This is a genomic window from Leifsonia sp. Root227 (genome assembly GCF_001428745.1).
In the GTDB taxonomy this organism is placed as follows: Bacteria; Actinomycetota; Actinomycetes; order Actinomycetales; family Microbacteriaceae; genus Leifsonia.
In genome coordinates this window covers 236,038-259,533 of sequence record NZ_LMIO01000001.1, presented here as the reverse complement: position 1 = coordinate 259,533, position 23,496 = coordinate 236,038, and the positions used below count along the sequence as shown (strand labels likewise).

Genomic DNA, 23,496 nt, shown 5'->3' with positions numbered 1-23,496 from the left:
CGGGGGTACCGGGCGTCGGCCCGAGAACGTGTCGAGAGACTAACTCGGTTTATATTTTCCTGTCAACTAATGTAATGCGGTTTCTGCCATCAGCTTGGGCGCACAGGCTTGACGCAATAAAGTAAACGCGCAGGCTTCCACCCTCGACAACTGCAGGGCCTGGACCTCGACGGTTTCAGGAATTGCGCGTGATTCCGCGGAACTGACGGGGGAATCGAGACGGTGAATGGCGCACGAAAGTTCCCGCCCGACCGCGAACCCGGTGCATCCCGCGCCGGGCGACGCGGGCTTCAATCGACAAGCGGATGTCGGTCATTCGCAATCCGGCATGGGACTCCTCCGCGCCCGTGCATAGCCTGAATCGGATAGCACCACGAGCATTGAGGACGCTGAAATGTCACGCACTCTCCCCTCCACTCCCACCCCTGTCGCTTCGGCTGTCCCGCTGATCGTCGCGCGTCCATCGACGGACAACGTCGGCATCATCGTCGACGGCGCGACCGCGGGTGAGTCGCTGGCTGGGGGCGAGACCACGATCGTCGCGGTGACGGACATACCGCCGGCGCACAAGGTCGCGCTCAAAGGCATCGCGGCAGGAGAACCGGTGATCAAGTACGGACAGGTGATCGGTGCGGCCATCGAGCCGATCCTGGCCGGCGCCCACGTACACGACCACAATGTCGGACTCCTCGACCTGTCCGCCCGCGGCGCATCGACGGTCAGTTCTGGAACTGCATACGAGCCGTCGGAGGACCTGACCGCGCGCACGTTCATGGGTTATCGACGACCTGACGGGCGCGCGGCGACCCGCAACTACATCGGAATCGTTCCGACCGTGAATTGCTCGTCGACGGTCAGCAAGCTGATCGCACAGGCCGCCTCGATACAGTTCGCAGGGGCCCCTGGCCTGGACGGCATCGTCCCGCTTCCTCACGACCAGGGTTGCGCGCTCGCGGAACACACCATCGGCGATGACATCCTCCGCCGGACACTGCACGGTTACGCCACGCACCCGAACTTCGCGGGCGTGCTCGTGGTCAGTCTCGGCTGCGAAGTCAACCAGCCGGAGAATTTCCTCCCCGACGTGATCCCAGGGCTGACACAGCTGACCATTCAGGAACTCGGCGGCACTGCCGCCACCGTCGCAGAAGGAGTCAAGCAGATCGGCTCGCTCGTCGCACAGCTGGCGGAGTTGCAGCGGGAGCCGATCCCAGTGGCCGAGCTGACCCTCGGGTTGCAGTGCGGGGGAAGCGATGCCTATTCAGGGCTCACGGCCAACCCGACGCTCGGTGTCGCCGCTGACATGCTCGTCGCCGCGGGCGGCAAGGTCATCCTCGGCGAGACTCCGGAGATCTTCGGCGCGGAGCACCTGCTGCGCGCTCGCGCGGCCACCCCGTCGATCGCGAAGCAACTCGACCAGACGATCGACTGGTGGCTGCACTACACGGAGGACAACGGGGCCGAGCTCGACAACAATCCCTCGAAGGGAAACCGGGCTGGCGGCATCACCACCATCTGGGAGAAGTCGCTCGGGGCCGTACTCAAGGGCGGCACCAGCCCGCTCAACGACATCGTCGACTATGCCGCCCCTGTGACCACTCCAGGTCTCACATTCATGGACACCCCGGGATACGACCCCGTGTCGGCGACAGGTATGGTCGCCGGAGGCGCCACCGTCCTCGCTTTCACCACCGGCCGTGGGTCGGTGTTCGGATCCCGCCCTGTTCCCTGCTTGAAGATCAGCACCACGTCCGGCCTCTACCGACGGATGGAAGGGGACATGGACTTCGACGCCGGACAGGCGTTTGGTCACGACCGGCAGCTCGAAACCGGCGCGCAACTCTTCGAGGCGATCATCGACATGGCGTCCGGGAACCCCTCCAAGTCGGAACAGCTCGGCTTCGGTACGGAAGAGATCGTCCCTTGGCGTATCGGCGCCGTCCTCTAACCCCCCATCCCCACATCGAAAGGCTTTCCATGCTCGACTTCCCCGCCACTGACGTCGGCGAACATGGCCTGACCCTCCCGAGCATTGGACTCGGCACTGCAGCTCTCGGTAACTTCCTGTCGGTCGTGCCAGAGGAGCAAGCGGCGGCGACGCTGCGCCGCGCCTGGGATGCCGGCATCCGCTACTTCGACACGGCCCCGCTCTACGGGCACGGCCTGTCCGAACAGCGGATCGCCGAGACGATCAGCACCGAACAGAGAGACTCATTCGTCGTCTCGACGAAGGTCGGCCGGTTGCTTCGCTCTGACGCTCCACGAGACGAGAGTCAGTACTTCGAAGGCGAGCCCTTCTATGTCGATGTTCCCGAGACCGGACCGGTCTGGGATTTCAGCTACGACGGCGTCATCACCTCACTCCACGAAAGCCTGGAACGACTGCACCTCGACAGGGTGGATGTCCTGAATCTGCACGACCCGGACGATCACTACGCGGAGGCGAGCACAACCGCATACGCCGCACTTCGGGACCTCCGCACCCAAGGCGTCGTTCGCGGGATCGGCGCCGGGATGAACCAGACCACGGTGCTCACCCAGCTCGTCTCCAACCTCGACCTGGATATGGTGCTCCTCGCAGGCCGCTACACCCTGCTCGACCAGGGATCGATGGGCGACCTGCTTCCCGCGTGCCGTGACAACGGCACGCGCGTCGTCGTCGGGGGCGTCTTCAACAGCGGCATCCTGATCGATCCGTCAGACGACGCCCGGTTCGACTACGTGCCGGCGGCCTCGGGGATCGTGGAGAAAGCCCGTCGCATCCGCGCGGTCTGCGACCGCTTCGACGTTCCACTCGCTGCAGCGGCCGTCCAGTTCCCGCTGGCGCACCCGCAAGTCGCGACCGTCCTGATCGGGGCGCGCTCCGTGGAGGAGCTTGACGAGGACCTGGAGCTGCTGTCCATTCAGATCCCCGACCAGCTGTGGTTCGAGCTTCAGCGAGAGGGTCTTCTCGCTGAAGGAGCCCCCATCCCCAGCCTCGAAAGCGCACGCCGATGAGGCCGCGGCGAATCGACGCGCACCATCATTTCTGGGACCCCGCAGATTTCGACTACCCGTGGATGGCCGGAGATGCGATGGATCCCGTCAGGCGTGCGTTCACGCCGGAGGATCTCGCGCCCGAACTCGAGGCGAACACGATCGACGGGACGGTTCTGATTCAGACGGTCTCCGACCTTGATGAGACCACACAGTTCCTTCAACTCGCCGAGACCACACCGTTTGTGCGCGGCGTCGTCGGTTGGGTCGACCTGACGGATGGGCGGACGGACGGGACTTTGGCAGCGCTCGATGAGCGTTTCCCCGGCCAGTTGGTCGGCATCCGCCATCAAGTGCACGACGAGACTGACGCCGCCTGGCTCGACCGGCCCGATGTCCGCACAGGGGTCGAAGCGGTCGGGAGTGCCGGGCTGGCCTACGACCTGCTTGTTCGCGCACGCGAACTCCCCTCCGCGATTCGTCTGGTGTCGGATCTGCCCGATCAGCGTTTCGTTCTCGATCACATCGCCAAGCCGCCCATCGCCGACGGGTGGAGTCCCGACTGGGCCCGTTTGATCGGTGAGCTCGCCGAACGACCGAACGTGGCCGTCAAGCTCTCCGGGATGGTCACCGAAGCGAACTGGGACGACTGGAACGCCGACACGCTGCGCCCATACGCGGAACACGTCCTGGAGGTCTTCGGGACCGACCGGGTCCTGTTCGGGTCGGACTGGCCGGTGTGCCTCCTCGCCGCCTCCGGATACTCGCAGGTCGTCGACACGGTGACAGAACTGCTCGCGGGCCTGAGCCAGGACGAGGAGGCAGACACCCTCGGCGGCAACGCCATCCGCTGGTACCGGCTCGAAAACGACTGATGGGTCGCTCCTTCGTCACCGGCTCCACCGACGGGATCGGTCTTGCCACTGTCCGCGCGCTCGCTGCTGCCGGGCACGATGTGGTCGCGCACGCGCGCTGACAGGCTCGAAGACACGAAAAGAGCGGGCCGCCCCACATCACGGCCCGCTCTTCTGTGCGTGAGTCAGGATCCACGCACAGCTTCCGGAACCCTCAGCGCGCCCATCCCGCCGTCGACAGTCAGCAGTGTTCCGGTCGTGGATGCGTTGCCGGGATCGGCGAGATACACGATCGCGTGCGCGACCTCGTCCGGTGAGACCAACCGGCCGAGCGGCTGGCGCCGCGTGAGCTGTTCACGGGCTGAGTCCGCATCGCCTGCGCCCTGCAGCAACCGGGAGACCCACGGTGTGTCCGCAGTCCCTGGAAGGACCCCGTTGACCCGGATCCGACCGACGAAGTCGGCAGCGGACGCGATCGTGAGGGCTTCGAGGGCTCCTTTCGACGCGGAGTACAACGCCCGCTGCGGGACTCCCACCTTGGACACGATCGAACAGGTGTTGACCACTGCGGCGTCGGTGGACTTCAGCAGGAACGGCACCGCCGCGCGCGTGACACGCACCGCCCCGAGGACATTGAGGTTCAGCACCCGGTGCCATTCGTCGTCCGAGTTCTCGGTGATATCGCCGACCGCGCCGACGCCCGCGTTGTTGATGACGATGTCGAGACGTCCGAATGTCTCGATGACCGCCGCCACAGCCGATTCGACGCTCGCCGAGTCGGTGACATCCGACGGGACGTAGAGCACGCGTGAGTCCTCGGCCGGATTCCGGTCGAGGACGGCGACCCGAGCTCCCCGCTCCAGAAGGAGCCGGGTCGTTGCCGCGCCGATTCCGCTGGAGCCACCCGTCACGATCGCGGCGAGACCGTCGAAGCCGCTCATCGTGCACCGACCACGTTCTGTCGCTGTTCCCCGAGACCGTCGATCCCGAGTGCCATCACGTCGCCGGCCTTCAGGTAGACCGGGGGCTTCGCCCCCATGCCGACTCCCGGAGGTGTCCCTGTGTCGATCAGGTCGCCTGGTTCAAGGACGAGGAACTGGCTCAGGTAGTGCACGATCGTGTACGGATCGAAGATCATCGTGGCCGTGCTGCCGGTCTGCCGGCGCACCCCGTTGACGTCCAGCCACATCGCCAGGTCGTCGACGTCGGAGATTTCGTCGGGCGTCACCAGCCACGGACCAGTCGGGTTGAAGGTCTCCGCCGATTTGCCCTTCACCCATTGGCCTCCGCGCTCCATCTGGAACGCGCGCTCGCTGACGTCGTTGACCAGGACGAAACCGGCGATCACTTCGCGCGCCTCCTCCCGGCTGTTCAGGTAGCTCGCCCGACGGCCGATGACGATGCCGAGTTCGACTTCCCAGTCGGTCTTCGCCGACCCGCGGGGGATCCGAACGTCGTCGTACGGGCCGACGACAGTGTTCGGAGCCTTGTTGAACACGATCGGTTCCGCGGGGACCGCCTGCCCGGTCTCTGCTGCATGGTCGCTGAAGTTCAAGCCGATGCACAGCACCTGGTGCGGCCGCCCGATAGGCGAGCCGATCCTCTCGTCGCCGAATCTCTCGATCCGACCGTCCGCGATCCGACGATCGACTTCGTCGCGGAGGGAGTCGAGTCCGCCGGAACGGAAGTACGCCTCGTCGAAGTCCCGAGCGACGTCCGAGACGTCCACGTACTGTGTCTCGTTCACGCGGACAATGGGACGCTCAGCGCCGGCCGGTCCGATACGCATCAATTTCATCGTTATTGCTCTCCTAGATTCGCCCCATACACCGACGACGTCGTCCCGGGTCACGAGGCAGACTGCCTCCTAAGCGTCCAGGGACGAGTTGCGGTGGTCAACGACGACTAGCGGATGGAGAGTATCCGGCAAGCGAATGTGTCGGCTCGGTCAGGCGGTGACGGGGATCTCCCACGTCCCTTCCGGGCGTGGTGAGGAGGTGACGATGTCGATGAACGCACGCGCGGCAGCATTGAGAGGGCGCTCGCTGTGCCACCATACGCCGACGTCGCGATACTGATCGATGGCGAGTTCACGGGTTTCCAGCCCGTCCTGACGGATCATCGCGAACCCCAGGTAGTTCATGATCCCTATCCCGTGCCCCGCACGGACCATCGCGCCCAGTGTCGACGGTTGGTGCGACACCGATCCTGCCGGCAATCCGCGCCGCAGCGCGCTGAACGCCGATTCGGCTTCCGATCCCACCGTCTCGTCGAGGAGTGGGTTCCCGATCGTGATGATCCGTTCACCGCCGAGCTGGCGGGGATCGACCAGGTCGTTCTCGAGCAGCGGGTGCCCGACCGGAGCCACCACGACGAACGGCTCACGCCACAGCGGCCTGACCGAGAACGACCGATCCCTTGGCTCTGGCCGCATCGGACGGAGGGCGACCGCGACGCGTCGCTCGCTCAGGGCGGTCTCGATGATCCCGACGTCTCCGTCGAGGATCGACAATTCGATGTGCGGGTGGAGTTCGTCGAGACGCGTGACCACGGCCGGAAGGAATTGCGCACTCGCGCTCGCGAAGCTCGCCACTCGCACCGTCCCCGCAATGACACCTTTCTCAGCAAGCACGCCAGAGGTCAGTTCGTCAGCGGCCGCCAGAACCGCCCTCGCGCGAGGCAGGAGCGCTTTTCCCTCGTCCGTGAGCGTCAGCGGCCGGACGCGTCGTTCGATGAGCGAGCAGCCGAGCTCCTTCTCGAGGTTGGAGATGTGGGCCGATACGCGGGGTTGCGAGAGGTGGACCAGCTCGGCTGCGCGCGCGAATCCGCCGGCATCAACCACTTCGACCCAGGTCCGCAGCCACGTCAGTTCGAGCGTCATACGAGTCCTCCCTTTGCTCGAGTCCGAGGGTGGCTCGATCCTAGTTGCGACGGACGGACGGCCATGACACGCATCTGGGATCCGGATCGACCGTATTCGGCAAACGTCGTTGACCAGTCGGGTCGGTCGTGAGGCAATGAACTGTACCGTGCACATCTGCGCTCAGCGCAGCCGAAGGAGACAACTATGACCATCGAGAGTTCGCTCGGCAGCGCCCGTGGTGTCCTGTCAGCAGACACCGGCGACCTCAACCGAGGCGACGACGGAGCCGTCATCGTTTCGATCGAGACGTATGCGCTCGCTGTGCCTCTCGCGAAGCCGATCGCCGACTCGACCGCTGCCATGTCGCACTGGACAGTGCCGGTCGTCGAGATCCGTACAGCGGACGGCCGGGTCGGAACAGGGATCTCCGGTGTGCACTGTGCGCCGGAACTGCTGGCCGATGTCATCGGGAAGTACTACTCCCCCTCCCTGCTCGGTTCCTCATCGGAAGACATCCTCGGAACCTGGAAACGGCTCTATTGGCTCCCGACCCACTGGATGGGACGCGCCGGCGTCATGCACATGGCCCTTGCGATGGTCGACATCGCACTGTGGGACCTTGCCGCGCAGCGCGCCGGCGCTCCCCTGTGGCAGCTTCTCGGCGGCACGTCCAGCGACATCGAGGCGTACAACACCGACGGCGGCTGGCTGAACTTCTCCGAGGCGGAACTCACTCGCGACCTCCTGTCGCTGATCGACAATGGCTGGCAGCGGGTCAAGATCAAAGTCGGCAAGGCCGACTGGCGCGAGGACGTTCGCAGGGTCAGCGCCGTTCGTGCCGCCATCGGCGACGACGTCACCCTGATGTGCGACGCGAACCAGCGCTGGGATCTCGCCACGGCCAGCCGTATCCTCCCGTTCCTGGAGGAGGCGCGGATGGACTGGGTGGAGGAGCCTCTGCACGCCGACGATCTCGGCGGGCATGCAAAACTGCAGCGGTCCACGGTCCTCGATATCGCGGCCGGCGAGAGCATCTACTCGTATCAGCAGTTCACCAGCTTCATCGAGGCGGACGCCTTCCGTGTCGTGCAGGTTGACGCGACCCGTGTCGGGGGCGTCACAGAGTGGCTGCAGGTCGCCGCGCACGCCGCGGCGAAGGGGCTCCGCATCGCCCCGCACGCCGGCGACATGATGCAGGTGCACCAGCACCTCGTCGGCACGGTTCTCTCCGAAGTTCCTCCGCTGATCGAGTACATCCCCTGGACTCAGGACGCCTTCCTGGAACGGAGCGTCGTGAGCGAGGGGTACCTCACGCGGCCCCAGCTTCCTGGCGCATCCACCGCAATCGACCCCGTCGCTCGCTCCCGTTGGCAGATCGCCGGCGTCGGCGGCACGGTCAGTCTCTGACCGAGACGGCCGGAATGAGTAAACCGAGCACGGTCGCGTTCGAAGCAGAGCTCACCGAGTCAGCTGTTGCCGTTTCACAACGACAGACGTTGCGGCGCGCGCTCGCACACGACGCCTCCCATTACCTCCTCGTTCCGGACGCTGTCGTGACGCCGAAGACGACGGATGAAGTGGCTCAGGTGATCGCGGCCGCACGCATGAGCCTCGCTCCGATCACCTTCCGTTCCGGAGGAACCAGTCTCTCCGGACAGGCGAGCACGCACGCCGTCCTCGCAGACACCCGCCGCCACTTCCGGCGCATCGACGTGCTCGACGAAGGCGCGCGGGTCCGGGTCCAGCCGGGAGCGACGGTACGCCAGGTGAACGTGCGGCTTGCCCGGTTCGGTCGCAAACTCGGGCCGGATCCGGCGAGTGAGATCGCCTGCACGATCGGTGGCGTCATCGCCAACAACTCCAGCGGTATGGCGTGCGGAACAGAACAGAACACGTACCGCACGCTCGAATCGCTCACCGTCGTCCTTCCGAGCGGGACCACCATCGACACGGGGGCCGCGAACGCCGATGAGACACTTCGCGCTGCGGAACCGGAGCTCGTCGCCGGGCTTCTGAAACTTCGGGACACGCTGCAACGAGACCGAACGCTGGTCGCCGAGGTGCGCAGGCAGTTCTCCATCAAGAACACGATGGGCTATTCGATCAATGCGCTCATCGACTTCGACTCCCCCGCCGAGATCCTCGCGCACCTCATCGTCGGCAGCGAAGGCACTCTCGGGTTCGTTGCGGAGGCCGTCTTCCGCACCGTGCCCGTGCAAGCTCACGCCGCGACCGGCCTCCTCGTGTTCACGGATCTCGCGGGGGCGACCGCATCACTTCCCGCCCTCGTCGATGCAGGGTTCGCGACCATCGAGCTGATGGATGCTCTGTCCCTCCGCGTAGCGCAGACCGAGGCGGACTGCCCAGAGGAAATCGCCGGCATCAACGTCGAGGGTCACGCGGCGCTGCTCGTTGAACTTCACGGGGCGACGGAGCCCGAACTCGATAGGCAGGTGGACCAAGTAGCAGAACTCCTCGAGATCCTGCCCCTCGCCGTACCGGCGAGTCTTACACGGGATGCCGACAGCAGGGCCAGCCTGTGGCATGTGCGCAAAGGCCTGTACACGGCTGTCGCGGGCGCCAGGCCGAGCGGGACCACGGCGCTGCTCGAGGACATCGCGGTCCCCGTCGCCGAGCTCCTTCCCACCTGCACAGAGCTCACGGCCCTGTTCGACGAGTTCGAATACGAAGGCTGTGTGATCTTCGGACACGCCAAAGACGGCAACATCCACTTCATGGTGAATGAGCGCTTCGACGAGCCAGGCGCCGTCGATCGCTACCGCCGGTTCACCGAACGCATGGTGGACCTCGTCCTCGCGCGCGGAGGAACTCTGAAGGCTGAGCACGGCACAGGCCGGATCATGGCGCCGTTCGTACGGCGCCAGTACGGTGACACCCTCTACGTGCTGATGGTCGAGATCAAACACCTGTTCGACCCGACCGGCATCTTCAACCCCGGCGTCCTCATCAACGACGACCCGACCTCGTACCTCAAAGACCTCAAGACGACGCCGACCGTCGAGAGCGAGGTCGACCGCTGCGTCGAATGCGGATATTGCGAGTCCGCGTGCCCATCACGCGACCTCACGCTCACCCCGCGGCAGCGCATCGTGCTGCGCCGAGAGATGGAGTCGGCCAGAGCCAATGGCGACACGGTGCTCCTGGAGTCACTCGAAGCGGACTACGAGTACGAGGGCGAAGAGACGTGCGCCGTAGACGGCATGTGCGCCGTCGCCTGCCCCGTCGACATCAACACGGGCGACCTCGTGAGGCGTCTGCGCGCAGAACGGCAGGGAACCATCCCGAACGCGGTCGCGTCAGCTGCAGCAGAGGCGTGGGGCCCGATCAGCCGCGCGGGAGCCGTCGCGCTGTCCGCTGCGAAGCCGCTGGCGGCCCTGGCGATTCCAGCAACGCACGTCGGACGGGCGGTGCTCGGCAAGGATCGCGTTCCGCTCTACGACGCGAGACTGCCAGCCGGTGGCCACGCGCGCAAGCGTCTCGCAGGAGACGCACGAGCGGACGCGGTCGCTGTCTACTTCCCCGCGTGTGTCGGCACGATGTTCGGACCAGAGACGGGCGGGATCGGCGTGCAGGACGCTCTGGTGACCCTGGCGGATCGCGCGGGCGTCCCGTTGCACGTCCCGTCGGGAATCGACAGCGTCTGCTGCGGCACACCGTGGAAGTCCAAAGGCTTCGTGGATGGGTACGCACACATGTCGCGAAAGACTGTCGACCTCCTGATCGAAGCTACCGACAATGGGCGGATCCCTGTCGTCAGTGACGCATCCTCGTGCACAGAGGGCCTGGAGCTGATGACCCGCTCCGCCGCTGAGCGTGGGATCGTGCTTCGGATCGTTGATTCGGTCGCATTCGCCGAGCAGTTCCTCGTCCCGAATCTGACGGTGACCTCGCGTCTTGGTTCGGTCGTCGTCCACCCGACATGTTCGACCACTGCTCTGGGCACTACCTCAGCACTGCACAGCGTCGCCAACGCCGTCGCGGACCGCGTCGTCACTCCAGAGGACTGGGGGTGCTGCGCCTTCGCCGGGGATCGTGGAATGCTTCACCCCGAATTGACGGCGGCCGCGACCGCGGCAGAAGCAGAAACCGTTGCGGCAGAGAAGTACGACGCGTACGTTTCCTCCAACCGAACCTGCGAGATCGGAATGACGAGGGCGACAGGAAACCCATACCGGCACGTTCTGGAGATTCTCGAGGCAGCGACCCGACCACGATCGGAATACGTGACCGCGTAAAGCAATGACGCCGATGATTGCGGAGGCGACTCTGTTGACGTAGCTTGATGGCGGAAACTATTGTGGTGAGAGGCGTTGCAGTTCTGCACTTTCGGGGGTCGCTGATGATTCCCGGCATGCATGCCAGACAGGATCGATATCGGTGAGTGATACGCAGGCATTGCACGGGTTGGCGGGATTCCCGCTCGACACCCCCGCGGTGGTCGACGTCTTCACGGAGGTCCTCAAGCGCGGCCCGATCGCCCGCATCGAGATCGCCAAGAGGACAGGCCTCTCTCAAGCGGCGGTGACAAAGGCGGTCGCGCCCCTTATCGTCCAGGGTCTTCTCTCCGCGCACGACAACATGCGCTTGACGCAGCCCGGCCGTCCGGTGCAGCCCATCAGCGTGAATGAACAGGCGCAGCTTGCGATCGGTGTGGAGGTTCGGGCAAACGAGATCTTCGCCGTCGCCACCACGATGCGGGCCAACGTCGTCCAGTCGGCGCACAGGTCGCTGCTCGGCACGACGGTGGACGCCGTAACCGATGCGATCGCTGCCGCGGTGAACACCCTCACGAAGGCGTTGGGCGCAGACGCAGAGCGCGTGATGGGGGTCGGCGTCTCCGTCTCCGGCGACGTCGACAAACAGACGGGGACCGTTCGGAGCTCGCCGAGGTTGAACTGGTCCGAGGTTCCCTTTGAACGCATCCTCCGCGACCGGCTGGCCCTGCCGGTGATCATCGACAACGATGTCCGCGCTCTCGCGATCGCTGAGGAATGGTTCGGGATCGGTGTGGACGCCGACTCGTTCGCGATCGTGACGATCGGGGCCGGCATCGGCTGCGGGCTGTACATCAACGGCGACGTAGTGGAAGGCGCATACGGAGTCGCGGGCGAACTCGGCCACCTGCCGCTCGGTCCGAGCGATTTGGTGTGCTCGTGCGGCCGAAGAGGCTGCGTGGAGACGGTAGCCTCCTCCAGCGCCATCCTGCAGGCGATCCGCACCGCCAAGAACGACTTTCTGCTCTCGATGCGCGAAGCCGTGGAACTTGCACGGTCTGGCGACCCCGACGCCGTGGCGATTTTCGAGCAGGCCGCCCGTATCATCGGGACAGCGCTTGCCACGATGGCCAATCTTGTGGGTCCGAGCATCATCTTGGTCGCTGGCGAATCCGTGACCGATTTCGACCTGTACGAGCAGCGGATCCGCGAGAGCTTCGACGAGCACACGTTCTCCTCCGCGGGCGAATGCCAGATCATCACGCAATCGCACACGTTCGAGAACTGGGCTCGGGGTGCGGCCGCTTCGCTGATCCGCGCCAGCGTTCAACACGCCTGACACATCGTTCCCAGAGCGGCCGGGATAGCCACGCACCAGTCAGGGGCCACACGGACAAGGCAGGTCTCCGGACGGTGAAGCCCTCGGGCCGTCGGGAGGGGTGACTCAGCTCTGGACGTCGACGTGAAACGGGAGTCATCGACCGAAGCGATTCAGTGCATCCGACCGTGCCCGGCGTGTGTGGGAGCGAATCGCTCCCACACACGCATTCGGGTAAGTAGCCGGCGCTTCCGAAGGGCCCCTAAATCCCCGGCGGCAGCACCAGCCGACCCGTTAAGCAAACAGCTTTCCATACCGGTCGGTCAACTCGGACCGGCGTACAGCGTCATCGAGCCCAGGGTTTCCCGCCGGATGCGGCGAGGAACCCTGGGCACGAATGCGTGAATCAGGCCGCGGGAGGCGCAGGCGGCGTCGGCGCTGCCGGGGCGGCAGCGGCCGGGGCGGCAGCGGCCGGTACGGCAGCACCGGGGTGCGCGAGCGCGCGGGCCTTGAGGTGCGCGAACTCCTCCTGCGTGATGACACCCTGGTCGAGGAGCTGCTTGGCCTTGGCGATCTCGTCGGCCGGGCTCGAGCTCGCGACCGTGCGGATGTAGTCGTCGGTCGCGCTCTGAACCTGTCGCGCCTCCTTCTGGCTACGCTCCGCCATGCCTGGCCCGCGAGCGATCAGGTAGACCAGCGCGGTGAGGAACGGCACGAAGATCAGGAAGATGATCCACAGCGCCTTCCACCACCCGTTGAGCTTGTGGTCGCGGAACAGGTCACCGATGATCGCGAACAGCGCGAACAGGTAGGCGATGAACGCGAAGCTCCAGAAGAAGAGCCAGATGATGTTCCAGAAGTTGTCCCACATGATGTTCCCCACCCTCCGTACCCCAGACCGAAGCGTGCCTGGGTATGCGCTGAGAGTAGCGCGACGCGTTCTGTGCGTCTAGACCGTATGACGCGCATGTGACGGCGGCGCCGGAGCGGCCTCGCGGTCGCGTCCTGAAGGTCAGCGCCCGGCCTCGCGGGCGTCGCGTGCAGCGCTGAGGTCGGAGTACGCTCGCTCGGTCTCGCGGCCGATGCGCTGTCCGCGGGCCTGCAGCGCCGCCGGAAGCCACTCGCTGAGCACGAACCGCCGACGACGGGGGATGCGCTCGACCGCGTTCTGGGTGCGGGCCGCCCTGGCGACCCATCCGTGTTCCATTCCCTGTGTGAAGATTCCCTGAGCCATGACGTTAACGTTACGGAGGGAAAGATTCGGCCACGAGATGGCTTTAGGTCTTCCTTCGCAAAAATTCGGCCACTATGCTTCTGACATGATCCGCTCTGTCGCAGTGCCGCTCATCGACGACTTCGCCATGTTCGAATTCGGCGTGGTCTGCGAGGTCTTCGGCCTCGACCGCAGCTACGCGGGAATCGCCCCGTTCGACTTCCGCATCTGCGCGATCGAGCCAGGCGTCCCCATCCCGAACCCGACAGGGGCGTCGATCATCGCACCCTTCGGACTCGATGCGATGGACGATGCCGACCTGATCGCGGTCCCGGCCGCCCGCATCCGGGACGACTACCCGGAGGAACTGCTGGACGGCCTGCGTCGAGCGGCCGACCGCGGCGCCATCCTGCTGAGCGTCTGCTCCGGCGCGTTCATCCTCGGTGCTGCCGGGCTGCTCGACGGGCGCAAGGTCACCACGCACTGGCGATACGCGGACGCGCTCGCCCGCCGCTTCCCCGCCGCGGACGTCGACCCCGACGTGCTGTTCGTCGACGACGGCAACCTCATCACCAGCGCAGGCACATCGGCAGGCGTGGATGCGAGCCTGCACCTCGTGCGGCGCGAGCTCGGCAGCGCGACGGCCAACACCATCGCCCGAAACATGGTCGTGCCGCCGCAGCGCGACGGCGGCCAGCGGCAGTACATCGAGCGGCCGGTGTCCGACTGCACGGACGACACCTTCACCGAACTGCTCGACCACCTCTCCGACCACCTCGACGAGAACCACACGGTGAGCGCGCTGGCCGGCCGCGTGCATATGTCGACCCGCAGCTTCTCGCGGCGCTTCGTGGCGGAGACCGGGGTGTCGCCGATGCAGTGGCTGACCACCCAGCGCATCCTGCACGCCCGGCTGCTGCTGGAGACGACCGACCTCCCGGTGGACGAGGTGGCCCGGCAGTCCGGGTTCGCGAGTGCCACCCTGCTCCGCCACCACTTCGACGCGGAGGTGGGCGTCGCCCCCACGCGCTACCGCGCCGCGTTCACCCAGCGCGAGTCCGTTCCCGCCGGCTGACCCCGAAACCATCGAGTCCGAACTTGTTCACATCCAGAGACGGCGTGTCGCCTGAACAAGTTCGGACTCGATAGTTTCGGAGGGGACGGGGAGAGAAGACGGGAGAGGCATGGCGGAGCGGGTGCAGTACGAGCGATTCGGCGGGCCGGAGGTGCTCGAGATCGTGCAGGTGGAGACGCCGACGGCGCCGGAGGGCGGCGTCCTCGTCTCGGTGAAGGCGGCGGGGGTGAACCCGATCGACGGGAAGATCCGGTCGGCGCTGCGGCCGAGCGGGCCGATCACCGGGCCGCGCGGACTCGGCAGCGACGCGGCAGGCGTCATCGTCGAGGTCGGGGAGGGAGCGAGCGGCTGGGAGGCGGGCGACGAGGTGGTGGTGCGCGGGGCGCACGGCGCGTACGCGACGCATCTCACCGCATCCACCGACCAGCTGGTGCGGAAGCCCGCCGGGGTGACCTGGGAGCAGGCTGCGGCGATCGGTGTGCCCGTGAGCACCGCGTATCAGGCGCTGCGCTCCCTCGGCGTCGAGGGCGGGATGACGCTGCTGATCCACGGCGGCTCCGGAAGCGTCGGGCGCGCGGCGATCCAGTTCGCCGTGCGCGATGGCGCCACCGTGGTGGTCACGGCGAGCGAGGGCAATCACGACGCACTGCTGGCGCTCGGCGCGGTCCCCGTGGCGTACGGGCGCGGCGTGGTCGGCCGCCTGCGCCTGGCTGCACCTCAGGGCTACGACAGGGTCCTGGACGCGATCGGCACCGACGAGGCACTGGATGCGTCGTTCGAGCTGGTCGAGGACCGCTCGCACATCGGGACCATCGTGATGGGCGCTCGCGCAGCCGAGCTCGGCATCCTGGCCTGGGCGGGCGGCAATCCCGTCCCGCTCACGCCGCAGGAGCAGGCCTGGCGGGACGAGGCGTACCCTGTCGTGCTCGGCCTGATCGAGCGCGGGGAGTTCACGGTCGAGATCGCGCGGACGTTCCCGCTCTCACAGGCCGCGGACGCGCAGCGATTGGTGGAGTCTGGACACCCGGGCGGGAAGGTCATCCTGCTGCCCTAGCGGGTGGGATGCGGCCTCACGTTCTGTATGGAGGGCCCGCACCGGAGAAGAGGCGCCGGCGGGCGCGCCATAACCCCCGTGACGGCGTCGACCCTGAAAACCGGCGCCTCGTGTGCAGAATCCTAGCATTAACCGGTCGTACGGTTTCTTGGCCCTGCCGGTGTCTGCGGGAGGTCGTCGCCTCGGTAGTGGCGGATTCTGCGCCAGTTCCGCACCGCCAGCTGGACGCAGATCGCCACGGTGAGCACACCGCACACGATCACCCCCCAGGCCCGCGGATTCTCGCCCTGAGTGGGGATGGCGACAGCGAGCGCAACGGTCGCGATCAGCGTCGCCACGGCGAGCGCGATCCCGATGCCCACTCCGCGCCACGCTCTGACGCGATCAATACGGTCGCCCATTCACCGGAATTTACTCCCGGAACGAGGTGAACGCCAGGTGAACGCGCGGTGAAGATTCTGTGCATTACGCAGCGCGGATGGGACAGGACAGACGAAACGGCCGGACCCCGCTTCCGGGTCCGGCCGTTCACCGTGCGTTCCGAGTGCTACTCCTTGAACGCGTCCTTGACCTTCTCGCCGGCGCCCTTGAGGTCCGCCTTGGTCTGGTCCGCCTTGCCCTCTGCTTCGAGGCGCTCGTTGTCGGTGGCCTTGCCTGCGGCTTCCTTGGCCTTGCCCCCGGCCTTCTCGGCAGCGTTCTGGATCTTGTCGTCGAGTCCCATGACGATCCTCCCTTTCTCACGCGTTCGCGTCGGCAGTACTGCCGACCCGCCTTCGACGCTCCCACGCCTCGGCGGCCGGTACTACCCCCTTGCCAGCATTCTCTGAGGATGCCAACCCCTTCCATGCACGGTCTGACGCGAAGAGGATGGCAGTCGTGAGCACCAGCAGCTATCGCCTTCAGATCTCCCCCGACTTCACCCTTCGCGACGCCGCCCAGATCCTGGGATACCTGAGGAGGCTCGGGGTCGGCTGGGTGTACCTCTCCCCTCTGCTCGAGGCCGAGCCTGGCTCCGCCCACGGCTACGACGTCGTCGACCACTCCCGCGTCGACGCCGCGCGCGGGGGTCCGGATGCGCTGCTCGCGTTCAGCGACGCCGCCCACCGGCGCGGCCTCCGCGTGCTCGTCGACATCGTTCCGAACCACATGGGCATCGCGACCCCCGCGCTGAACTCTTGGTGGTGGGATGTGCTCGGCAGCGGCCAGGAGTCGCCGTTCGCCGACCACTTCGACATCGACTGGGCGGCGGGAGGCGGCCGGGTGCGCATCCCGGTGCTCGGCCACGACGACGACACCGCCGAGCTGAGCGTGGAGGACGGAGAGCTGCGCTACTACGAGCACCGCTTCCCCATCGCCGCGGGCACGGAGGGCGGGACGCCGGCCGAGGTGCACGACCGGCAGCACTACGAGCTGGTCTCCTGGCGCCGCGCAGACCACGACCTCAACTACCGCCGGTTCTTCGCGGTGAACACGCTCGCCGGCATCCGCGTGGAGGACGACGGGGTGTTCGACGCGTCGCACGCCGAGATCGGCCGGTGGATGCGCGAGGGTCTGGTCGACGGGCTCAGAGTCGACCATCCGGACGGCCTCGCCCACCCTGGCCGCTACCTGGAGCGGCTGGCAGCGCTGGCGGAGGGACGGCCGGTGTGGGTGGAGAAGATCCTGGAGGGCGATGAGCGCATCCCGGACTGGCCGGTCAGCGGCACGACGGGATACGACGCGCTCGCGCTGATCGACCGTGTGTTCGTCGATCCCGCCGGCGCCGACACGCTCACCGAGCTCGCCGGGGATGCGGAGACGAACTGGGCAGCGCTCGTGCACGACAGGAAGCGAGCGGTGGCCGACGGCATCCTGAACTCGGAGGTGCGGCGGATCGCGCGCTTGCTCGATGACGCAGAGACGGGAGCGCAGGACGCCACCATCGACGCCGTCGCAGAACTCGCCGCCTGCTTCCCGGTGTACCGCAGCTACCTCCCCTTCGGCATCGACCAGCTGCACGCGGCACGGGATGCGGTTCTCGCCTCCCGCCCCGACCTCGCCGACGCGCTCGCCCGCGTCGTCCAGCGCCTGGCCGACCCGGCCGATCCCGCTGCGGTCCGCTTCCAGCAGACCAGCGGCATGATCATGGCCAAGGGCGTCGAGGACAACGCCTTCTACCGGTACACCCGCCTGATCTCGCTCACCGAGGTGGGCGCTGAGCCCGCCGAGTTCGCCGTGCCCGTGGCCGAGTTCCACGAGCGTCAGCTGGACAGGCAGGAGCGCCTGCCGGAGTCGATGACGACGCTGAGCACCCACGACACCAAGCGCGGAGAGGACACCCGCGCGCGCGTCAGCGCGCTGGCCGAGCTGCCGGATGCGTGGGCGCGGTTCCTGCGGGAGGTCGCGGCACGCGCATCCATCGGCGACGCCTCGCTGGAGGACGGACTGTGGCAGGCGGCGGTCGGCGCCTGGCCGATCTCGCGGGAGCGGCTGCGCGAGTACGCGCTGAAAGCGGCGCGCGAGGCCGGCACAGGCACGTCGTGGACGGACGGCGACCACGAGTTCGAGGAACGCCTGCTCTCGCTGGTCGATGCAGCGTACGACGACGACATCGTGCGCGGCGAGGTCGAGGCCATCTCAGCACGGGTCGACGCCGCAGGGGCGTCGAACAGCCTGGGCGCCAAGCTCGTGCAGCTCCTCTCTCCGGGGATGCCCGATGTCTACCAGGGCAGCGAGCGCTGGGAGCAGTCGCTGGTCGACCCGGACAACCGGCGGCCGGTCGGCTTCGACGCCGCCGACGCCCTGCTCGCCCGCATCGACGACGGCTGGCTGCCGGACATCGACTCGTCCGGCGCCGTCAAGGTGCTCGTCACCTCCCGCGCCCTGCGGCTGCGCCGCGACCGGCCGGAGCTGTTCACGACATACCGGCCGCTCGTGGCCACCGGAGCGCAGGCCGACCACGTGATCGCTTTCGACCGCGGCGGCGCCATCGCCATCGCCACCCGCCTGCCCATCGGCCTCGCCGCTGCGGGAGGATGGCAGGACACCACCATCGACCTCGGAGGGCAACGGATGCGGGACGAACTGACGGGTGCGGAGCACACGGGCACGACCAGGCTGGCGACGATCCTCGAGCACTACCCCGTCGCGCTGCTGGTGGAGCTGTGAACCGGCGGTTCCCGGTGTGGGCGCCGGACGCATCCACGGTCTCGCTGGTGGTCGAGGGCGCGGACGACCGGCCGCTGACCCGGGGGGACGACGGCTGGTGGTGGCTGGACCAGCCGCTGCCCGCCGCCCGCGGGGCGCTCGACTACGGATTCGTGGTCGACGGGCATGGACCGCATCCCGACCCCAGGTCGCTGCGGCAGCCGCGCGGGGTGCACGCGCTCAGCCGCGAGTTCGACCCGTCGGCGCACGTGTGGGAGGACGCGGAGTGGCGGGGCCGCGAGTTGCTCGGCGCCGTGATCTATGAGCTGCACATCGGCACCTTCACGCCGGACGGGACGCTCGACTCCGCCATCGACCGGCTCGACCACCTCGTGCAGCTGGGGGTGGATGCGGTGGAGCTGCTGCCCGTCAACGCCTTCAACGGCGAGCACGGCTGGGGCTACGACGGCGTTCTCTGGTTCGCGGTGCACGAGCCGTACGGCGGACCGGCCGCATACCAGCGCTTCGTGGACGCCTGCCACGCGCGCGGCCTGGCGGTGATCCAGGACGTCGTGTACAACCACCTCGGCCCGAGCGGCAACTATCTGCCGGTGTTCGGTCCGTACCTGGGCGACAGTCACAGCACCTGGGGCGCGTCCGTCAACCTTGACGGTCCACAGTCCGACGAGGTGCGGCGCTACATCGTCGACAACGCGCTGTACTGGCTGCGCGAGCTGCACGTCGACGGCCTGCGACTGGATGCGGTCCACGCCCTCCACGACGCGCGCGCCGTGCACATCCTGGAGGAGCTGGCGACCCAGGTGGACGAGCTGAGCGCCGAGCTCGGGCGACCGCTCGGCCTGATCGCCGAGAGCGACCTCAACGATCCGAGGGTCATCCGCGAGCGCGCGCGCACCGGCTACGGCATCACCGCGCAGTGGGACGACGACGTGCACCACGCCATCCACAGCAACCTCACCGGGGAGACGACGGGCTACTACGCCGACTTCGCCGGGCCGGGTTCGCTCGCCAAGGTGTTCGAGCGCGGGTTCTTCCACGACGGCACCTGGTCGAGCTTCCGCGAGCGGCACCACGGGCGGCCACTGGATGCGGACATCCCACGCACCAGGCTGGTCGCGTTCAGCCAGGACCACGACCAGATCGGCAACCGCGCGGTCGGCGACAGGCTCACCGCCACGCTGAATCAGGGCCAGCTCGCCGTCGCGGCCACGCTGACGCTGCTCGGGCCGTTCACGCCGATGCTGTTCATGGGGGAGGAGTGGGGCGCGACGACGCCCTGGCAGTTCTTCACGTCGCATCCGGAGAAGGAGCTCGGCGAAGCGACAGCACGCGGCAGGATCGCGGAGTTCGCGAAGATGGGCTGGGACCCGGACATCGTGCCAGATCCGCAGGACCCTGAGACGTTCGAGCGCTCCCACCTCGACTGGGCGGAGCCGGAGCGACAGGAGCATGCGCGGCTGCTCGCGTTCTACCGCGACCTGATCGCGTTGCGCCGCGGCATCCAGGTGGATGCGTCGGCGACCGACATCACGGCGGACGGCGACGTCTTCGCGTTCAGCAGGGGCGGGATGCGTGTGCGGGTCAGCCTGAGCGGCGCCGGCCTGAGCGGCACCGACCTGGAGGGCGCGGAGCCGGACGCGGTGCTGGCGTTCGACGATGCCGTGCGGGTGACGTTGACGGCTAGCTGACCGCGCCTCGCCTGTCAACGGGTGGTGAACCCGTCGATTGTCTAGATAATCTAACTATTCACCACGATGGGCGAGGCGGGCATGAGCACAACCGAACACCGAGCAGGACGCGCATGACCCAGTACACCTCGCGGCGGTACCCGCTCGGCGTCACCCTGGTCGATGGCGGCGCGAACGTCGCCGTCTACAGCGAGCACGCCGACGCTGTCACCGTCTGCGTCTTCGCCGAGGACGGCACGGAGACCAGGACAGAGCTGACGAAGCGCACGGCGCACGTCTTCCACGGCATCGTGCCGGATCTCACCCCCGGCACCAGGTACGGACTCCGCGTCTCCGGCCCGTGGGATCCGGCATCCGGCCTGCGTTTCAACGACGCCAAGGTGCTCCTCGACCCGCACGCCCGCGCCGTCACCGGTGCTTTCGACACCGGGCAGGCGGTCTTCGGGCACGACCTGAACCAGCCGGACCAGCTCGACCCGACGGACGGGGCAGGGCACGTGGCCCTCTCCGTGGTGGTCGACCCGCACTCGTTCGACTGGGGCGACGACCGGCCGCCGGCGACGCCGCTGGCAGAGACGATCGTCTACGAGACCCACGTCAAAGGCTTCACCAAGCAGCTCGACGCGGTGCCGGAAGACGTGCGGGGCACGTACGCCGGTCTCGCGCATCCGGCAGCCATCGAGAAGCTCACGTCGCTCGGGGTCACCGCCGTCGAGCTGATGCCCGTGCACCAGTTCCTCCAGGATGCGCACCTCGAAGAGAAGGGGCTGCGCAACTACTGGGGTTACAACACCATCGGGTTCTTCGCCCCGCACAACGAGTACTCGGCTTCCGGCGCCGCCGGTCAGCAGGTGGACGAGTTCAAGGGCATGGTGAAGGCGCTGCACGCCGCCGGACTCGAAGTGATCCTCGACGTCGTCTACAACCACACAGCGGAGGGCAACGACCTCGGCCCGACGCTCAGCCTCAAGGGCATCGACAACCCGTCGTACTACCGGCTGGTCGAGGACGACCCTGAGCACTACTTCGACACCACGGGCACAGGCAACAGCGTCAACGTCAGCCACCCGGCAGCACTGCAGCTCATCATGGACTCGCTGCGCTACTGGGTCACCGAGATGCACGTCGACGGCTTCCGGTTCGATCTCGCCACCACCCTCACCAGGCAGGGCGGAGACGCGAGCGTGCACAGCGCGTTCCTCGCCCTCGTGCAGCAGGACCCGACGCTCGCGCAGGTCAAGCTGATCGCCGAGCCGTGGGACACCGCCGGCTACCAGGTCGGCGGCTTCCCCGCCGGATGGTCGGAGTGGAACGGCAAGTTCCGCGACGACGTCCGCGACTTCTGGCGAGGAACCGACGGGATGCTCGCCACGCTCTCGCAGCGCGTGCTCGGCAGCCCTGACGTGTACGAGGAATCCCGCCGTTCCCCGCTGTCGAGCGTCAACTTCGTCACAGCGCACGACGGCTTCACCCTCGCCGACCTCACGAGCTACGACCAGAAGCACAACGAGGCGAACGGCGAGGACAACGCGGACGGCGAATCCGACAACCGGTCCAGCAACAACGGAGTCGAGGGACCGACGGACGACCAGGCGATCCTCGCGCGACGCACCAGGCAGCGGAAGAACTTCCTCGCCACCGTGCTGCTCTCCGCCGGTGTGCCGATGATCCTCGGTGGCGACGAGCTGGGCCGCACCCAGCAGGGCAACAACAACGCGTACTGCCAGGACGACGAGATCTCGTGGTTCGACTGGGCGGCGGAGGACACGGAGCTGCGGGAATTCACGACCAGGCTCATCCGGTTGCGCCGCGAGGAGCCTGCGCTGCGGCCGGACTGGTACCGGCAGGGTCCGGAGACGGATGCACCGGACACGGTTCACATCGTGCGCGCGGACGGCGAGCTCTTCGCCGACGAGGACTGGGACGTCGCCGACGCCAAATCCATCGCATTCCAGTTGCGGCATACGGGAGCGGACAGCTTCCTGCTCCTCCTCAACGCATCGGAGAACGGCGTCGAATTCGTGCTGCCGGAGACGAACGGCGCCGCGTGGGAGCTGGAACTGTCGAGCGACCCCGAACTGTCGCTCGAGCATCCGGAGACCCTGATCGTCGGCCACACCGCGTTCGCGCTGCTCCGCTCGAAAGCGGAGTGATGACGGAGCAGGAGATCCCGGCCCTCCTCGGCCGGTACAGACCGCACACCCTGATCGGGCGCGGCGGAGAGGCGCGGGTGTTCCGCGCGACCGACGAGATCCTCGACCGCGAGGTGGCCATCAAGGTGTACCGCGCCGGCGGCGAGGAGGAGATGCAGCAGTACCGCAGGGAACAGGGCGCGCTCGCCAGGCTCAGCCACCACGGCATCGTCTCGCTCATCGACGCCGGCATCGACTACTCGGCGCTCGACGATCCCCGGCCGTTCCTGGTGATGGAGCTCGTCTCAGGCACGGACCTGCAGACCGCCATCGCGCAGCGGCCGCTCACGGTGAGGGAGATCGCCGAGATCGCATACGACGTGTCCGAGGCGCTGGAGTACGTGCACGCGAACGGCGTGGTCCACCGCGACATCAAGCCGTCCAACATCATGCTCGTGTCGTACGGCACCACGAGCTTCCGTGCCAGGGCACGGATCACCGACTTCGGCATCGCCAGCGGGATCGCGGGACCGGAGCCGGACGAGTCGGGAGCAACGACGGGCACCGCCGCCTACCTCAGCCCAGAGCAGGCGTCCAGGGAGCACGCGACGCCGGCAAGCGACGTCTACTCGCTCGGACTCGTGCTGCTGGAGTGCTTCACGCGCACGGTGACGTTCCCCGGCACCGCGGTCGAGTCTGCGCTCGCGCGGCTGCGCGCCGATCCGCCCATCCCGAGCGGCCTGCCGGGAGACTGGACGGCGCTGCTGACCGCGATGACGGCCCGCGATCCGGCCACGCGCCCCGACTTCGCGGCGCTCACCGCCGCCTTCCGCGACGCCGTCATCTCCTCAGAGCCCGTCCCCGCGTCTGCTGCCCCCGCTACCTCCCCCATCATCGAGCCCGAAGTTGTTCAGGCCGACAGCGGCGTGTCGGCTGAATAA

Annotated in this window: 19 protein-coding genes; 12 read left to right on the top strand and 7 right to left on the bottom strand. The window is 67.3% G+C overall.

Annotated features, from left to right (window positions below):
* Positions 1-394 precede the first annotated feature (394 nt).
* From ASE16_RS01205 to ASE16_RS01195, 3 genes are read left to right on the top strand one after another with little or no spacing between them, the layout of a single operon-like run.
* On the top strand, positions 395-1,948 hold the full coding sequence (locus tag ASE16_RS01205; RefSeq protein WP_082581124.1) for a UxaA family hydrolase: 1,554 nt from the start codon (positions 395-397) through the stop codon (positions 1,946-1,948).
* A complete protein-coding gene (locus ASE16_RS01200; protein ID WP_200949522.1) occupies positions 1,924-2,997 on the top strand; it encodes an aldo/keto reductase in 1,074 nt (357 codons plus the stop codon). Before ASE16_RS01205 ends, ASE16_RS01200 begins: the two co-directional genes overlap by 25 nt.
* A complete protein-coding gene (locus tag ASE16_RS01195) occupies positions 2,994-3,851 on the top strand; it encodes an amidohydrolase family protein (protein ID WP_055889571.1) in 858 nt (285 codons plus the stop codon). The genes ASE16_RS01200 and ASE16_RS01195 overlap by 4 nt, the downstream gene beginning before the upstream one ends.
* Before the next feature lie 164 nt (positions 3,852-4,015).
* Here the strand turns inward: ASE16_RS01195 and ASE16_RS01190 are convergent, their stop codons facing one another.
* From ASE16_RS01190 to ASE16_RS01180, 3 genes are all read right to left on the bottom strand, one after another.
* Positions 4,016-4,771, bottom strand: a complete 756-nt coding sequence (locus ASE16_RS01190; protein WP_055889569.1) for an SDR family NAD(P)-dependent oxidoreductase — start codon at positions 4,769-4,771, stop codon at positions 4,016-4,018.
* Positions 4,768-5,628: a fumarylacetoacetate hydrolase family protein gene (locus ASE16_RS01185; RefSeq protein WP_055889566.1), complete on the bottom strand. Its 861-nt coding sequence runs from the start codon at positions 5,626-5,628 to the stop codon at positions 4,768-4,770. Before ASE16_RS01185 ends, ASE16_RS01190 begins: the two co-directional genes overlap by 4 nt.
* 150 nt (positions 5,629-5,778) lie before the next feature.
* Positions 5,779-6,711, bottom strand: a complete 933-nt coding sequence (locus tag ASE16_RS01180) for a LysR family transcriptional regulator (protein ID WP_055889562.1) — start codon at positions 6,709-6,711, stop codon at positions 5,779-5,781.
* A gap of 186 nt (positions 6,712-6,897) precedes the next feature.
* Here ASE16_RS01180 and ASE16_RS01175 point away from each other — a divergent pair, with 186 nt between their 5' ends.
* From ASE16_RS01175 to ASE16_RS01165, 3 genes are all read left to right on the top strand, one after another.
* Positions 6,898-8,100, top strand: a complete 1,203-nt coding sequence (locus ASE16_RS01175; protein ID WP_055889560.1) for a mandelate racemase/muconate lactonizing enzyme family protein — start codon at positions 6,898-6,900, stop codon at positions 8,098-8,100.
* A 14-nt stretch (positions 8,101-8,114) separates the two neighbouring features.
* A complete protein-coding gene (locus tag ASE16_RS01170; RefSeq protein WP_055889558.1) occupies positions 8,115-10,949 on the top strand; it encodes an FAD-binding and (Fe-S)-binding domain-containing protein in 2,835 nt (944 codons plus the stop codon).
* A gap of 142 nt (positions 10,950-11,091) precedes the next feature.
* Complete coding sequence (locus tag ASE16_RS01165) at positions 11,092-12,267, top strand: ROK family transcriptional regulator (RefSeq protein ID WP_235500203.1); 1,176 nt, start codon at positions 11,092-11,094, stop codon at positions 12,265-12,267.
* Between the two features lie 385 nt (positions 12,268-12,652).
* On the opposite strand, the gene ASE16_RS01160 is transcribed toward ASE16_RS01165, so the two are convergent.
* Together ASE16_RS01160 and ASE16_RS01155 are read right to left on the bottom strand one after the other, a co-directional pair.
* Positions 12,653-13,117, bottom strand: coding sequence for an SHOCT domain-containing protein (locus tag ASE16_RS01160; RefSeq protein WP_200949557.1), 465 nt, complete (start codon positions 13,115-13,117; stop codon positions 12,653-12,655).
* A 141-nt stretch (positions 13,118-13,258) separates the two neighbouring features.
* Positions 13,259-13,453, bottom strand: a complete 195-nt coding sequence (locus ASE16_RS01155) for a hypothetical protein (RefSeq protein WP_055889552.1) — start codon at positions 13,451-13,453, stop codon at positions 13,259-13,261.
* Between the two features lie 112 nt (positions 13,454-13,565).
* Here ASE16_RS01155 and ASE16_RS01150 point away from each other — a divergent pair, with 112 nt between their 5' ends.
* Both ASE16_RS01150 and ASE16_RS01145 read left to right on the top strand, forming a co-directional pair.
* Entirely contained in the window at positions 13,566-14,534 is a 969-nt protein-coding gene (locus ASE16_RS01150; protein ID WP_055889549.1) for a helix-turn-helix domain-containing protein, read from the top strand.
* A gap of 109 nt (positions 14,535-14,643) precedes the next feature.
* Entirely contained in the window at positions 14,644-15,588 is a 945-nt protein-coding gene (locus ASE16_RS01145) for an NADP-dependent oxidoreductase (RefSeq protein ID WP_055889546.1), read from the top strand.
* A 128-nt stretch (positions 15,589-15,716) separates the two neighbouring features.
* Here ASE16_RS01145 and ASE16_RS01140 read toward each other — a convergent pair whose 3' ends face one another.
* The gene (locus ASE16_RS01140; RefSeq protein ID WP_055889543.1) at positions 15,717-15,989 is read right to left on the bottom strand and encodes a hypothetical protein; all 273 of its coding nucleotides are present in this window, start codon (positions 15,987-15,989) and stop codon (positions 15,717-15,719) included.
* 146 nt (positions 15,990-16,135) lie between these two features.
* Positions 16,136-16,309, bottom strand: a complete 174-nt coding sequence (locus tag ASE16_RS01135; RefSeq protein ID WP_055889541.1) for a CsbD family protein — start codon at positions 16,307-16,309, stop codon at positions 16,136-16,138.
* A 146-nt stretch (positions 16,310-16,455) separates the two neighbouring features.
* Between ASE16_RS01135 and treY the strand changes: the two genes are divergently transcribed.
* The 4 genes from treY to ASE16_RS01115 all read left to right on the top strand — a co-directional run bounded on the left by treY (position 16,456) and on the right by ASE16_RS01115 (position 23,496).
* Positions 16,456-18,735 (top strand): malto-oligosyltrehalose synthase, encoded by a 2,280-nt coding sequence (treY, locus tag ASE16_RS20040; protein WP_055889539.1) that lies wholly within the window; start codon positions 16,456-16,458, stop codon positions 18,733-18,735.
* A complete protein-coding gene (treZ, locus tag ASE16_RS01125; RefSeq protein WP_055889536.1) occupies positions 18,732-20,423 on the top strand; it encodes a malto-oligosyltrehalose trehalohydrolase in 1,692 nt (563 codons plus the stop codon). The genes treY and treZ overlap by 4 nt, the downstream gene beginning before the upstream one ends.
* A 113-nt stretch (positions 20,424-20,536) precedes the next feature.
* Positions 20,537-22,576 carry a glycogen debranching protein GlgX gene (gene glgX / locus ASE16_RS01120; protein ID WP_055889533.1) on the top strand — a complete coding sequence of 680 codons (2,040 nt, stop codon included), beginning with the start codon at positions 20,537-20,539 and terminating at the stop codon, positions 22,574-22,576.
* Complete coding sequence (locus ASE16_RS01115) at positions 22,576-23,496, top strand: serine/threonine-protein kinase (RefSeq protein ID WP_082581122.1); 921 nt, start codon at positions 22,576-22,578, stop codon at positions 23,494-23,496. Before glgX ends, ASE16_RS01115 begins: the two co-directional genes overlap by 1 nt.